The 14,087-nt window shown below is 64.4% G+C and carries 14 protein-coding genes; all 14 read right to left on the bottom strand.

The features are described from left to right. Positions 1-43: 43 nt before the first annotated feature. Positions 44-691, bottom strand: a complete 648-nt coding sequence (gene rnhB, locus C793_RS0111555; protein WP_017431106.1) for a ribonuclease HII — start codon at positions 689-691, stop codon at positions 44-46. Next, the gene (lpxB, locus tag C793_RS0111560; RefSeq protein WP_017431107.1) at positions 688-1,869 is read right to left on the bottom strand and encodes a lipid-A-disaccharide synthase; all 1,182 of its coding nucleotides are present in this window, start codon (positions 1,867-1,869) and stop codon (positions 688-690) included. Before lpxB ends, rnhB begins: the two co-directional genes overlap by 4 nt. Before the next feature lie 23 nt (positions 1,870-1,892). Then, positions 1,893-2,660: an acyl-ACP--UDP-N-acetylglucosamine O-acyltransferase gene (gene lpxA / locus C793_RS0111565; protein ID WP_017431108.1), complete on the bottom strand. Its 768-nt coding sequence runs from the start codon at positions 2,658-2,660 to the stop codon at positions 1,893-1,895. Next, entirely contained in the window at positions 2,657-3,100 is a 444-nt protein-coding gene (fabZ, locus tag C793_RS0111570; RefSeq protein WP_017431109.1) for a 3-hydroxyacyl-ACP dehydratase FabZ, read from the bottom strand. Before fabZ ends, lpxA begins: the two co-directional genes overlap by 4 nt. Before the next feature lie 138 nt (positions 3,101-3,238). Next, positions 3,239-4,282: a UDP-3-O-(3-hydroxymyristoyl)glucosamine N-acyltransferase gene (gene lpxD, locus C793_RS0111575; protein WP_017431110.1), complete on the bottom strand. Its 1,044-nt coding sequence runs from the start codon at positions 4,280-4,282 to the stop codon at positions 3,239-3,241. 46 nt (positions 4,283-4,328) lie between these two features. After that, positions 4,329-4,838, bottom strand: coding sequence for an OmpH/Skp family outer membrane protein (locus C793_RS0111580; protein ID WP_017431111.1), 510 nt, complete (start codon positions 4,836-4,838; stop codon positions 4,329-4,331). 103 nt (positions 4,839-4,941) lie between these two features. Beyond that, positions 4,942-7,287: an outer membrane protein assembly factor BamA gene (gene bamA, locus C793_RS0111585; protein WP_371827782.1), complete on the bottom strand. Its 2,346-nt coding sequence runs from the start codon at positions 7,285-7,287 to the stop codon at positions 4,942-4,944. Between the two features lie 99 nt (positions 7,288-7,386). After that, positions 7,387-8,775, bottom strand: a complete 1,389-nt coding sequence (gene rseP / locus C793_RS0111590; protein ID WP_017431113.1) for an RIP metalloprotease RseP — start codon at positions 8,773-8,775, stop codon at positions 7,387-7,389. Positions 8,776-8,808: 33 nt separating this feature from the next. Then, positions 8,809-10,014, bottom strand: a complete 1,206-nt coding sequence (gene ispC, locus C793_RS0111595; protein WP_017431114.1) for a 1-deoxy-D-xylulose-5-phosphate reductoisomerase — start codon at positions 10,012-10,014, stop codon at positions 8,809-8,811. Further along, positions 10,011-10,823, bottom strand: coding sequence for a phosphatidate cytidylyltransferase (locus tag C793_RS0111600; protein WP_017431115.1), 813 nt, complete (start codon positions 10,821-10,823; stop codon positions 10,011-10,013). Before C793_RS0111600 ends, ispC begins: the two co-directional genes overlap by 4 nt. Continuing rightward, complete coding sequence (uppS, locus tag C793_RS0111605) at positions 10,816-11,637, bottom strand: polyprenyl diphosphate synthase (RefSeq protein ID WP_017431116.1); 822 nt, start codon at positions 11,635-11,637, stop codon at positions 10,816-10,818. The genes C793_RS0111600 and uppS overlap by 8 nt, the downstream gene beginning before the upstream one ends. A gap of 48 nt (positions 11,638-11,685) precedes the next feature. Continuing rightward, positions 11,686-12,243 carry a ribosome recycling factor gene (gene frr / locus C793_RS0111610; RefSeq protein WP_017431117.1) on the bottom strand — a complete coding sequence of 186 codons (558 nt, stop codon included), beginning with the start codon at positions 12,241-12,243 and terminating at the stop codon, positions 11,686-11,688. A gap of 16 nt (positions 12,244-12,259) precedes the next feature. Then, a complete protein-coding gene (pyrH, locus tag C793_RS0111615) occupies positions 12,260-13,054 on the bottom strand; it encodes a UMP kinase (protein WP_017431118.1) in 795 nt (264 codons plus the stop codon). A gap of 118 nt (positions 13,055-13,172) precedes the next feature. Continuing rightward, on the bottom strand, positions 13,173-14,042 hold the full coding sequence (gene tsf, locus C793_RS0111620) for a translation elongation factor Ts (protein WP_017431119.1): 870 nt from the start codon (positions 14,040-14,042) through the stop codon (positions 13,173-13,175). Positions 14,043-14,087 lie beyond the last annotated feature (45 nt).

Genomic DNA, 14,087 nt, shown 5'->3' on the forward strand with positions numbered 1-14,087 from the left:
GAATAACAGTGGTACGAATCACGCCGGGCAGGCCCGCCCCGGTTCAGCCCGGGGCGGACGCCTGACACTCGGCCAGCCGGCGTGCCACCGGGGCAAAGCTGCGCCGGTGTTCGGCAAGCGGCCCGAACCGTTGTAGCGCCGCCAGGTGTGCCTGGGTCGGATAGCCCTTGTGCCGGGCAAAGCCGTAGTCGGGGTGGCGCGAATCCAGCGCCAGCATCTGCGCATCCCGGGCGACCTTGGCGAGTATCGAGGCGGCGGCAATGGCGTCGTGGCGGGCGTCGCCCTTGACCACGGCCTGGCCAGGTAGCGCATGGCCCGGCAGACGGTTGCCGTCCACCAGCAAATACTCCGCCTGTGGCGTCAGGGCGTCAATCGCCCGGCGCATGGCGAGGTGGGTGGCGTGATGAATATTGAGCGCATCGACCTCGTCGGGCGTCGCTTCGGCCACGGCGAAGGCCAGCGCGCGCTCGCGAATCTCTCCATCCAGCGCCTCCCGGCGGCGCGCGGTGAGCTTTTTGGAGTCCGTGAGCCCGTCTATCGGCCGCGCCGGATCGAGGATCACCGCCGCAGCGACGACGCTGCCCACCAGCGGGCCGCGGCCGACCTCGTCGACACCCGCCAGCCGTTCGCCGTGGTAGTCCATCTCCAGCGGCGGCCATTGGGGTTTCGCGGCGTTGGCGGGGGTGCTCATGGCAACTCCTGCTCAAGACGGCCCGCGGCGGCGAGGGCCTCGATGGCGTCCGCCGCCCGGGCACTGGCGCCGCGCTGCAATTCGGCGTGCATGCGGGCAAAGCGGGCTTCCAGCGCGGCTCGCTCGCCGGCGTCGTCGAGCATCGCGCCCAGGCGGTGGGCCATGGCTTCGGGCGTGGCGGCGTCCTGGATAAGTTCGGGCACCAGCGTCTCCCCGGCAATGAGGTTGGGCAACGAAATCCACGGCGTCCTGACCAGCCGGCGGGCCAGCCAGTGGGTCGCCGGCGCCATGCGGTAGGCCACCAGCATGGCACGGTGACAGAGCATGGCTTCCAGCGCGGCGGTGCCCGAGGCCAACAGCACCGCATCAGAGGCGACCATGGCATCGCGCGAGCCGCCGTCGGTCAGCGTGACGCGACCTTTCAACACCGAGCTCTCGGCCAGCTGCGAGGCCAGCAATCGCTCCAGCTCTTCCCGCAGGCCCGGCGTGGCCGCCGGCACGACAACCTGCAGGCCGTCATGGCGTTGGCACAGCTGTTCGGCTGCCGCCAGAAAGGCGGCAGCGTGAAAGCGGATTTCGCTGGCGCGGGAGCCCGGGAGCAGTGCCAGCGTCAATGCCTCGGGGTCAAGCGCCAGGGCGTCTCGGGCAGCCGCTCGGTCATTTTCCAGCGGCAGCTCATCTGCCAGCGGATGGCCCACAAAGGCCACCGGCACGCGGTGCTCGCGGTAAAAATCGGCTTCAAACGGCAAAAGCGTCAGCATGGCATCGACCGAACGGGCGATGCCCTTGACCCGGCCCTGACGCCAGGCCCAGACCGAGGGGCTGACGTAGTGGGCGGTGGTAATACCTGCGTGTCGCAGCTGGCGTTCCAAGCCGAGATTGAAGTCCGGGGCGTCGATACCCATCATGACATCGGGCTGCCAGGCCAGAGCGTCGGCGCGCAGCTCACGGCGTACGCGCAGCAATCGCGGCAGGTGTTTGGCGACCTCGACCAGACCCATAACGGAAAGCGTATCCAGCGGAAAGCAGCCGTGCAGGCCTTCGGCGAGCATGCGCGGCCCGCCGATGCCGCGGAAGGCGATGTCGGGATGGCGCTGCTTGAGCTCGCGCATCAGACCAGCGCCGAGAATATCGCCGGAGAGCTCGCCGGCCACGATGTAAACTCGCCGAAGTGCCATGACGACCCCGCCCGAAAAATCGCTTAACGCACGATGCCGCGCTGCGAACGCTCAATGGACTCGGCAAAGCGCACTACCGCATCGTGGGCATAGCGCTCGCGCATGGTGTCGAGCGCCTGCTCCACGGTCAGGCCCTGGCGATATACCAGCTTATAGGCCTCGTTCAGCGCCTTGATGACGTCGCGGTCAAACCCTCGCCGCTTGAGCCCCGTGGCATTCAGGCCGTGCGCCTGGGCAGGGTTGCCGTTGATCATGATAAACGCGGGCGTATCCTTGGTAATGATCGCCCCGCCACCGGCCATGGCGTGCTCGCCAAAGTGGCAGAACTGATGAATCGCCGACAGGCCGCCGATAATCGCGAAGTTGCCAAGGCTGACGTGGCCGGCAAGCGTCACCTGGTTGGCCAGAATACATTCGTCGCCGATAACGCAGTCGTGGCCGACGTGAACGTAGGCCATGAACAGATTGCGCGACCCGATGGTGGTTTCGCCGCGGTCCTGAACCGTGCCGCGGTGCAGAGTTACGCCTTCACGAATGACGTTGTCATCGCCGAGCACCAGCCGGGTGGGTTCGCCGGCGTACTTCTTGTCCTGGCAGTCTTCGCCCACCGAGGCAAACTGGAAAATGCGCGTGCGCGCGCCGAGAACGGTCGGCCCCTTGATCACCACGTGCGGGCCGATCACCGAGCCGGCACCGATGGTGACATCGGGCCCGATCACGCAGAACGGACCCACCTCGACGTCATCGGCCAGGTGCGCCGACGGATCAATCAGGGCAGTGGGATGAATCAAGCTACCTTCCTCTCGGCACAGGTGATTTCAGCCTCGCAGGCCGGCTCGCCGTTGACCGTGGCATGGCAGTCGAACTTCCAGATGCCCCGCTTGCCGCGAATCACGTTGGCTTCGAGTATCAGCTGGTCGCCGGGCATGACCGGACGTTTGAAACGCACCTTGTCGCTGCCCACCAGATAGTAGACGTAGCCGTCGGCCGGGCGCTTGTCCACGGTCTTGAAGCCCAGAATACCGCAGGCCTGAGCCAGCGCTTCGATGACCAGCACGCCGGGCATGATCGGATGATGGGGAAAGTGCCCGTTGAAGAAGGGCTCGTTGATGCTGACGTTCTTGTACGCCACGATGGTTTCGCCTTCCACCAGCCGAGTCACCCGATCCACGAGCAGAAATGGATAGCGGTGGGGCAAATATTCGCGAATGTCGTTGATATCCATAACCATCGTAGCGATCTCCAAATGACAAAATACCCGGGGCCATCCCGGGTGACTCCAGCGCTGCCGCCGGCAAAAAGCAGTGAATTATACCGCCCTGCCCGGCGGCCTCAAGCAACCCGAGGCAAAAATCCCGGAGCCTTTTTGTCAGCGGCTGCCTCCGTCACGGTGTTTTTCCAGCCGCGTCAGTCGTCTGGCCATATCGTCGAGCTGCTTGAAGCGTACGGCGTTTTTGCGCCACTGATGATTTTCCATGGCACCGGTGCCCGACGAATACACGCCGGGCGCGTGAATCGAGTTGGTCACCAGGCTCATGCCGGTCACCTGAACGCCGTCGCACAGCGTCAGATGGCCCGAAAGCCCCACGCCACCGCCCAGCATGCAGTGGCGGCCCACACGCGTGGAACCGGCGATGCCCACGCAGCCGGCCAGCGCGCTGTGATCGCCGATCCGGACGTTATGGGCAATCTGGACCTGGCTGTCGATCTTGACGTCGTCGCCGATCAGGGTGTCGCCGAGCGCCCCGCGATCGATGCTCGAACCGCTGCCCACTTCAACGTCGTCGCCCAGCACCACGCCGCCCAGCTGGGCGATCTTGTGCCAGCCGCTGCCATCATGGGCAAAGCCGAAGCCGTCGCCGCCGATCACGCAGCCGCTCTGGAGAATGACCCGCCGGCCGATTACGACACCGTGGCACACCGTGACGTTGGCATGCAGACGGGTGCCTTCGCCCAGCACGCTGTCGGCGCCGACCACGCTACCCGGCCCGATTACCACGCCGCTGCCCAGCACCACGCCGGATTCCACCACGGCGTTGGCCGCCACGCATGCGCCCTCGCCCAGGCGGGCATCGTCGGCCACCACCGCAGCGGGATGTATGCCCGGCTGATCGCGTCTGGGCACCGGGTCAAAGAGCCCGGAAAGCCGGGCATAGCCCAGGTAGGGGTTGTCCAGCTCCAGGCGCGGCACCGGGCATTCGTGGCCGTGGTCGGGATGCAGCACCACGGCTCCGGCGCGGGTATCGGCCAGATCCTTGAGGTAGGCGCGATTGGCCAGAAACGCCACCTGATCGGGCCCGGCGTCCCGGAGGGTTGCCAGGCCACGGATGGGAGTCCGACCGTTGCCGTCAAACGGCACATCAAGGTGGCGGGCAATGTCGGCCAGGGTCAGGGAATGAAAAGCGTGCGTCATAAAGGCCCGGGTTGCTGGCGGTGCGGTAGTTGCGCACCGGATAAAGTTAATTCAGCGCGTTGAATTCCTGCGTTACCTCATCGGTGAGGTTGGGCAGGTCCATGGAAGAGTGCAGCACGCCCCTGGGCTCAACCACGATATCGATGCCGTGGCGCTCGATGACCCGGTCGACGGCCCTTTCGAGCTTGGGTTCGGCCTGGTCGAGGAACTGCTTTTCCGAACGCTGCCGCGCCGACAGGACTTCCTTGCGCAGGCTTTCAAAGCGCTGCCCCTTTTCCTGCAGCCGGCTGGTCAGGCGCTGGCGTTCGGCATCGGACATCACGTCGCCTTCATTCCGGAGGCGCTTCTGCAGATCCTGCAGCTCGTTACCCAGCCGCTTGGCCTTGCTTTGCCGATCGCCAACCTGCCCTTCCAGGTCACTCAGCGATGACTGCGCCGACTCGGTGTTCATCAGCGCGGCGCGCCAGTCCAGCACCGCAACGTCGGCCGCCAACACCGGCGCCGCACTGGCGGCGGATGCCACGGCGAAGACAGCAGCTACAACCCATTTGCGCATATTATCTCACTCCTTATGAAAACAACCCGGCCCACAGCGGAAAACATTACGCTGAATTCATGATGCTGAAATCAGTACGCTGCAAAAATGCCGTGCCGACGGATCAGAACGACTGTCCCAGCGAGAATTGGAAGAACTCGGTGTCATCCTCGCTTTTATCATTGATCGGTTTGGCAACGCTGAAGGTCAGCGGGCCTACCGGCGTTAGCCAGGAAAGCCCCATACCCGCGCTGTAGCGCAGGTCGCCCATGTCGATCCCCGAGCTGCAATTCTGGCGTGCCTTATCGCCGTCGAGGACGTCGTAACAGGACGTCAGGAAGGTATTACCCCCGTCGACAAACAGCGATGTCTGCATGGAGTCCTGATCCTCGATAAAGGGCAGCGGGAACAGCACCGCGGCGCTGCCTTCAATCCGCGCGTTGCCGCCCAGGGTGCGGTCGCGTCCGCCCTTGCGCTTGGGTGTGGTGCGCTGCCCCAGGGTGTTGGAGGTAAAGCCGCGCACCGACCCCAGACCGCCGGCATAGAAGTTTTCATAAAACGGGAAGGGGTCACCGCCGAAGGCATCGGCATAGCCCAGATTACCCGAAAACTTCAGCGACCACAGATCGTCCTCATCCAGCGCAAACAGCTGCTTGACCTTGGCGCGCAGCTTGTAATAGCCCACATCGCTGCCGGGCGCGGCGGTTTCCAGGGCGATACGCTGATAGCTGCCGTCGGTGGGCATGGTGCCGCGGTTGAGGTTGTTGCGCGTCCAGCTGGCGGTCAGCTTGACCGTACTCGCGCTGTCGCCCTCGTCATCAACGTAGCGTTCGATTTCCGAAGCCGTGTCGTAGTAGGTCTTGACCTTGAGGTCCTCGGCGCTGGCGCCGAAATTGAGCCGCGACAGCTCGCTGATCGGATAGCCGAAGTTGATACCGGCACCGAAGGAGTCGGTGGAATAGGTCGAGATATCCGAGTCTTCATAGTCGGTTTCGCGGTAGAAGACGTTATAGCCCCGGGATACCCCGTTAATCGTCCAGTAGGGGTCGGTAAAACCGAAGTTGACGCTGGTAAAGGTATCGCTGCGCTGGGCGCCGAGGTTGACGCGGTTACCCGTGCCGAGGAAGTTTTTCTGCGACAGCGAGGCGCCGTAGATGACCCCGGCGCTCTGCGAGAAGCCGATGCTGGCGGAGATCGATCCCGAAGGCTGCTCTTCAACGTCATAGGTGACGTCGAGCTTGTCGGGCTCGCCGGGCACGCGCCGGGTATCGACCTCGACCTGGCTGAAGAACCCGAGCCGGTTGAGGCGCTGCCGCGACTGGGTAATCGAATCGGTAGACGCCGGCGCGCCTTCCATCTGGGTCATCTCCCGGCGCAACACCTCGTCCTGGGTGGTGGTGTTGCCCCGGAACTCGATGCGGCGCACATAGGTTCGCCTGCCGGGCTCCACATTGAGCACCAGGTCCACGGTACCGTCGGCGTTCATCTCGGGCCGACTGTTGACCTCGGCAAAGGCGAAGCCTTCAGCGCCCAGCCGCTGACGCAGCGCTTCGCTGGAATCATTGAGCTTGCTGCGCGAGAACCGCTGGCCGCGCTCGACCTGCAGCAACTTGCGGGCTTCGCTCTCGGCAATGGTCAGGTCACCGTCAAAACGGATGTCTCCCACCTGATACTGCTGGCCCTCATCCACGTTGAGGGTGATATAGATATTGGTTTTTTCCGGCCCGATGGAAACCTGGGTCGACGTGACCTCGAAGTTGGCGTAGCCGCGATCGAGATAGTACGAACGCAGCCGCTCGATATCGCCGGACAGCGCTTCGCGGGAATACTCGTCGCTGGAAAACCAGCCGAAAAACCATCCCGGCCTGTCCTCGAGCTCGAACAGATCGCGCAGGGTGTCGTCGTCAAAGGCGCTGTTGCCGACGATGTTGATCTGGTGGATTTTGGCTACGTCGCCCTCATTGATATCGATGTTGACCTTGACGCGGCCGGTATCGACCTCTTCAACATTGGCATCAATGCGCGCGCTATAGCGCCCCTGAGCCTGATAGACGCTTTCGAGTTCGCGCTGGATTTCTTCCAGGGTGGAAAGCTCAAGCACCTGGCCTTCGGACAGGCCGGCCTCGCTGAGCCCCTTGCGCAGATCCTCTTCCTTGATCTGGTCGTTGCCGCTGATATCCAGGCGGGCGATGGTCGGGCGCTCGACCACCTTGACCACCAGGACGTCGCCTTCGCGCGCCAGGGAGACGTCGTCGAACAGTCCGGTGGCGAACAGCTCGCGGGCGGCATCGGCCAGCTCGCGCTCGCTGACGGTATCGCTGGCGCTTACCGGAAAAGCGTTGAAGACCGAGGCGGCGGAGACCCGCTTGAGTCCTTCTACACGAATGTCGGAAACGTCAAAGGGTTGTGCCTGGGCGCTGCCGGCAGCCGCCAACAGAAATGCCGCCATTCCAAGGGTCTTGATTTTCATGCAATCAGTTCGCTCGCGTTGGTCTGCCCACCGTGTCAGACAGGCACCATATACATTTGTGCAGGCAGATGACAATACACGCTGCCTTTGCACGCGTCGTTACCACAGGCGCATCACATCAAAATACAGCGCCATGATCATCAGGGTACCCACTACCGCCAGCCCGATTCTCAGGCCTACGCCCTGGGCACGCTCGGAAACCGGGCGCCCACGCACCAGCTCCACGACCTGGTAAAGCAGGTGGCCGCCGTCCAGTACCGGAATGGGCAGCAGGTTCAGCACCCCGAGGCTGATGGACAGATACGCCAAAAAGCCCACAAAGGCGTCGAGCCCGGCGCGTGCCGAATCGCCGGAAATTCGGGCAATGGTCACCGGCCCCGACAGGTTGGATGGCGAAATCAGCCCCGTCAGCATCTTGCGGATCGAATCCAGCGTCAGCCGGGTCATTTCCGCGGTGCGCGATACCGCCTTGCCCACCGACGCCAGGGGGCCGAAACGAATGCTGCGACGCATCTCGTCGGGCCACTCGGCGGACGCCACGCCGGCACCGATATAGCCGATGCCGCCGTCGGCGCTGCCCGCCTCACGACGCCTTGTATCGCTGTCCGGGCGCTGACGGCCGGGCGTCAGTTTGACGCTTCGGACATCGCCATCGCGCTTGACGCCGAGCGTCAGCGTCTCCCCCGGACTCTGTCGAATACGTCGGACAAAGGCCATCCAGTCCTCGATGGGCTCGCCATTGACGCCGACGATGCGGTCGCCGGCCCGGAGCCCGGCCTGCGACGCCGCCTCACCGTCGACAATCTGTCCCAGCACCGGCGGCAGTGCCGGCTGCCAGGGCGTAATGCCCAGACTCTTCAGCGGCCTGGGCGGATCCTGCTGTACCAGATAGCGCTCTACCGGCAGCGTATAGCGCCGAGCTTGCCCGGCATCTTCCGAACGCGCCCTGATAACCAGCTCGCCGTCGTGACCGATCAGGCTGACCAGCGCCAGGTTGACGTCTTCCCAGGACCGGACCGCTTCGCCCTGAATCCCGGTCAACTCGTCGCCCGGGTGCAGACCGGCCTCGTCAGCTGGAGAATCCGGCGCCACCGTGCCGACCTGGGGCACAACAACGCTGGTCCCCATGACAAACAGCGCCCAGTAGGCCACCACGGCGAGGAGGAAGTTGGCCGCAGGACCGGCCGCCACCACCGCCATACGCTGCCCGACGCTCTTGCGGTTAAATGCGCGGTGCTGCTCTTCCGACGGCACGGGCGCTTCGCGCTCGTCGAGCATTTTGACATAGCCGCCCAGCGGAATCGCCGCTACGGCGAACTCGGTGCCGTAACGATCCACCCGGGACCAAAGCGGCTTGCCGAAGCCCACGCTGAAACGCAACACCTTGACGCCGCAGCGGCGCGCCACCCAGAAGTGGCCAAACTCGTGAAAGGTGACCAGCAGGCCCAGCACCACGATAACCGCCAGCACGTTTTGTATCAGATCCATCGGGGATGTCCTCCTGTACGCGTGCCGCGCGGGTCAAGCGGGTGGTCGGGCATGGCGCACCAGCTGCTGCTGTGCCGATTCCCGGGCTCGACGATCGGCGTCGACCACGGCGTCGATACTGTCGGCCCGGGCTACCGGCTGGCTTTCCAGCACGTCTTCGACGACCCGGGCGATATCGGTAAACCCCAGCTGGCCGTCAAGAAACGCCGCCACCGCGACTTCGTTGGCCGCGTTGAGCACCGCGGGCGCCGTGCCGCCGGCCAACATGGCCTCTCTGGCCAGCCGCAGGCAGGGAAAGCGCGCCTCGTCGGGGGACTCAAAGTCGAGCCGCGCGACCTTGAACAGGTCCAGCGCGGCGACCCCGGCGTCAATACGCTCGGGCCAGGCCAGGCCGTAGGCAATCGGCGTGCGCATGTCGGGATTGCCCATCTGGGCAAGTACCGAGCCGTCGTCGTAGGCGGCCATCGAGTGCACCACGCTCTGCGGATGCACCACCACCTGTATCTGCGCCGGGTCGGCGTCGAACAGCCAGCAGGCTTCGATCAGCTCGAGGCCCTTGTTCATCAGGGTGGCGCTATCCACGGAAATCTTGCGGCCCATGGACCAGTTGGGGTGCGCGCAGGCCTGGTCGGGCGTGACCTGCTCAAGCGCTGCCGACCCCAGATGCCGAAATGGCCCGCCCGAAGCGGTCAGCAACAGCTGCGAGACGCCGTGACGGGACAGCCCGCCGCGATATCCGTCTGGTAGACACTGGTAGATGGCATTATGTTCCGAGTCGATCGGCAGCAGCGTGGCGCCGGCAGCTGCCACGGCGTCCATGAACAGCGCGCCGCTCATCACCAGCGCCTCCTTGTTGGCCAGGAGTACGCGCTTGCCGGCCCGGGCAGCCGCGAGAGACGGCAACAGCCCCGCGCTGCCGACAATGGCCGCCATCACGGTATCCGAGGCGCCGTCCCCGGCCACGTCGCAAAGCGCGTCTACGCCGGCCGCCACATCGGTAGGCACCGCGGCCGTCGCCAGCTCGTGGCGCAGCCAGGCGGCATCCTCTTCATCGTCGAGCACCGCCACCGCCGGGCGATGCGTCAGGCACTGGGCCAGCAACGCCTCGCGGGAGGTATGAGCGGTCAATGCCTGCACCCGGTAGCGCTGTGGGTGGCGGGCAATGACATCCAGCGTGCTTTGGCCGATGGAGCCCGTGGAACCCAGTACGGTAACCCGGCGAACGGTGGCGTGGGTCATATCGGCAGCACCTGCAGGTACAGGAGAGCAAATATCGGCACCGCCGCCGTCAGGCTGTCAATGCGGTCGAGCACCCCGCCATGACCGGGCAGGATGGCGCTGGCATCCTTGATGCCGCGCTGACGCTTGAGCATGCTTTCCAGCAGGTCGCCCAGCACCGACACCAGGGTAACGCCGGCGGTAGCCATCAGCAGGGCAATCGTGGGCGCCATAGCCGCAAGCTGCCAGACGCCAAAGCCCAGCGCGACAAGCGCCGTGGCCGCCATACCGCCGAACACGCCCTCCCAGGATTTCCCCGGGCTGACGCCGGGCGCCAGCTTGCGCCGGCCAAAAGCGCGGCCGGCAAAATAGGCGCCGATATCCGCGGCCCAGACCACCAGCAGCACAAAGAGTAGCCAGATGCCGCCCGGCTCGCTCTCGCGCAGGGCATTGAATCCCACCCAGCACGGCACCAGCACCCAGAGCGCCATGCACAGCTGCACCGGCGTGGTGTCCCAGCGGGTGCTGTCGGCCGGATAGCGCGACACCCAGTAACCGTTGGCCATCCAGCCCAGCGCGCCGACAACCAGCGGCCATACCGCCGTGCCGGCCCCGGTCAGCCACAGCGCCAGCAGCACCAGCGCCAGCGCCGCGACGGCCAGCCCCCGGTGGCGTAGCGAGGAGAGGCCGGCGAGGTTGGTCCACTCCCAGCCGCCCAGCAGGACAACAGCGGCCGCAAAGAGCGCAAAAGCGCCGCCTTCCAGGCCAAAAAAACCGGCCAGCACCAGCGGTGCCAGCCAGGCGGCGGTAATGATTCGTTGTTTAAGCACCCCGGGTCTCTACCTGTTCGTCGGTCATGCCAAAACGCCGTTGGCGTCCGGCGAAGCTGTCGAGGGCCGCATCCAGCGCTTCGGCGCCGAAATCCGGCCACAACAGCGGGGAAAAATACAGTTCGGCGTAGGCCAGCTGCCAGATCATGAAGTTGGAGAGGCGCTGCTCGCCGCTGGTACGAATGCACAGATCCACCGGCGGCACGCCGCTGGTGGCCATGGTCTGATCCATGCGCTCGGCGTTGACGTCGGAGGCGTCGATGTCACCCGCCGCCACCTGCTCCGCCAGGCGCCTTGCCGCACAGGCAATATCCCATTGGCCGCCGTAGTTGGCGGCCACCACCAGGTGCATGCCGGCGTTGTCCCGGGTCAGGGTTTCGGCGTCCTCGATACGCTGCTGAATGGCGTGGGAAAACGCCTGGCGATCGCCCAGAATGGTCAGTCGTACACCGTGACGGTGAAGCTTTTTGACCTCGCGCTTCAGCGCCAGCAAAAACAGCTCCATCAGCGCGCTGACCTCGGCCGCCGGGCGCTTCCAGTTCTCGCTGGAAAAGGCAAACAGGCTCAGGGTTTCCACACCCCGCTCGGCAGCGCGGCGGATTACCGTGCGCACCGACTCGACGCCGGCGCGGTGGCCGCGAACGCCGGACAAACCTCGCTGCCTGGCCCAGCGGTTGTTGCCATCCATGATAATGGCCAGGTGCGACGGCACGCCGGCGGGCCTGGCGGAAGCCGGAGAAAAGGAAGGCGCATTGGTTTCCGTGCAGGATTCACCGGCATTGGCCGGTGCTGCATCAGGCTGCGGTGGCGTCATGGCGTCTCTTGCCCGGAGTCATGCGTAAAAACGACGTGCAGGAGCACGCTATACTTGCATCAGGTCGTCTTCCTTGGACGCCAGCGCCTTGTCGATATCGGCAATATGCTTATCGGTCAGCTTCTGGATGTCCTCTTCTCCCCGGCGCTGATCGTCTTCGCTGAGGTCTTTTTCCTTGAGCATGGTCTTGAAGCTGCCGTTGGCGTCGCGGCGTACGTTGCGCACGGCAACCCGCGCGTGTTCGGCTTCGCTGCGCGCCTGCTTGATGTAGCCCTTGCGCGTTTCCTCGGTGAGCATGGGCATGGGCACACGGATGACCTTGCCGGCGCTGGCCGGGTTCAGTCCCAGATCGGAGGTCATGATGGCCTTCTCGACCTTGGGCACCATGCTGGCTTCCCAGGGGCTGACGGTGAGGGTGCGCGCGTCTTCCACGTTGATGGAAGCAACCTGATTCAACGGCACATTACCGCCGTAGTAGTCCACGGTCACCGAGTCCAGAATGCTCGGGTGCGCCCGCCCGGTACGAATCTTGTTGAAGTTGGTGTGCAGCGCTTCAACGCTCTTGTCCATGCGCGATGCTGCATCTTTGCGGATATCTTCGATCACGTCTTTATCCTCCTGTTTACCCTTTGTTTATCAGCGTGCCTTCCTGGCCCCCGACCACCAGGTTCAACAGGGCACCAGGCTTGTGCATATCAAACACCCGCACCGGCATCTCATGGTCACGTACCAGACAGATAGCGGTCAAATCCATCACGCCCAGCTTCTGATCCAGGGCGTCATCGTAGCTCAGCTGCTCATACTTGACCGCATCGGGGTGCCTGGCCGGGTCCTTGTCGTAGACGCCGTCTACCTTGGTGGCCTTGACCACCACATCCACGTCGACTTCGATGCCGCGCAGGCAGGCGGCCGAGTCGGTGGTAAAAAACGGGTTGCCGGTTCCCGCGGAGAAAAGCACGACATCGCCCGAGGTCAGATAGCGGATGGCCGAGCGGCGGTCGTAATGCTCGACGACACCGCTCATGGGAATCGATGACATGACCCGCGAGCGGATATTGGAGCGCTCCAGCGCATCGCGCATGGCCAGCGCATTCATGACCGTGGCCAGCATCCCCATGTGATCACCGGTCACGCGGTCCATACCGGCTTCGTTGAGCGCCGCGCCGCGAAACAGGTTGCCGCCGCCAATCACGATCCCCACCTGCACGCCGATACCCACCAGCTGGCCGATTTCCAGCGCCAGGCGATCCAGCACCTTGGGATCGATCCCGAACTCGTGCTCGCCCATCAGCGCCTCACCCGAGAGCTTGAGCAGTATGCGCTTGTAGTTCTTGTAGTTCGACTTGGAACCGGCGGGCTTCGCGTCTTCGGGCCTGGGCGCGACGGGGGATTGGGGTTCGTTTGTCTCACGGGTCATGGCAGCTCTCCTGAAGCGGGCCTGATGGCGGATGGAATGGCGATGGCTCCCGGCCAGGGGAGCAGACACACGAAGGCGTGCGCCGGGACGCACGCCTCATGCGATGGAACGTCTGACCTTAAGCTCGGCCGGCCTGTTCCATGACTTCCTGGGCGAAGTCGACTTCCTCGACCTCGATGCCTTCACCCACTTCAAAACGGGTAAAGCTGTTGACCTCACCGCCGGCGGCCTTGACGTACTCGGCAACCGTTTGATCCGGGTCCTTGACGAACGCCTGCTCGGTCAAGCTGTTTTCCGCCAGGTACTTCTTGAGGCGGCCTTGAACCATCTTCTCGGCGATGTTCTCCGGCTTGCCCGCCATGTCCGGCTGCGCGAGGATAACGGCTTTTTCCTCGTCCAGCTGGTCCTGGGGCATGTCGTCCGGGCGTGCCGCCTTCGGGTTGATGGCCGCTACGTGCATGGCCACATCCCGCGCGGCTTCAACGGTGCCGCCGTCGAGAACGGTCAGCGCGCCGATGCGGCTGCCGTGCACGTAGGCGCCCACGGTGTTGCCTTCGCCGGCATCGACCACCACGGCACGACGCACGCTGATGTTTTCGCCGATCTTCTGCACCAGCTCTTCGCGTGTCTTCTCCAGCTCGCCGTCCATTACCGCGGCGACGTCTTCGCTTTTGGCGTCGAAGAAGGCGTCCACGATGGTATTGGCAAACGTCTTGAAGTTGTCGTCGCGGGCCACGAAGTCGGTTTCGGAGTTGATCTCGACCATCACGCCGTAGCTGCCGTCGTCGGCAATCCGGGTGACTACCGCGCCTTCGGCGGCGGTACGGTCGGCTTTTTTCGCGGCCTTGAGGCCGGAGTTCTTGCGCAGGTTTTCAATGGCGACTTCGATATCGCCGTCGGTTTCGGTGAGTGCCTTTTTGCACTCCATCATGCCAAGGCCGGTGCGCTCGCGCAGTGCCTTGACCTGAGAGGCGCTGATAGCTGCCATGGGAATTCACCTCTGGTAAGTCTGACTGAATGATGAAACGCCATG

The sequence above is a fragment of the Vreelandella jeotgali Hwa genome (assembly GCF_000334215.1).
In the GTDB taxonomy this organism is placed as follows: domain Bacteria; phylum Pseudomonadota; class Gammaproteobacteria; order Pseudomonadales; family Halomonadaceae; genus Vreelandella; species Vreelandella jeotgali.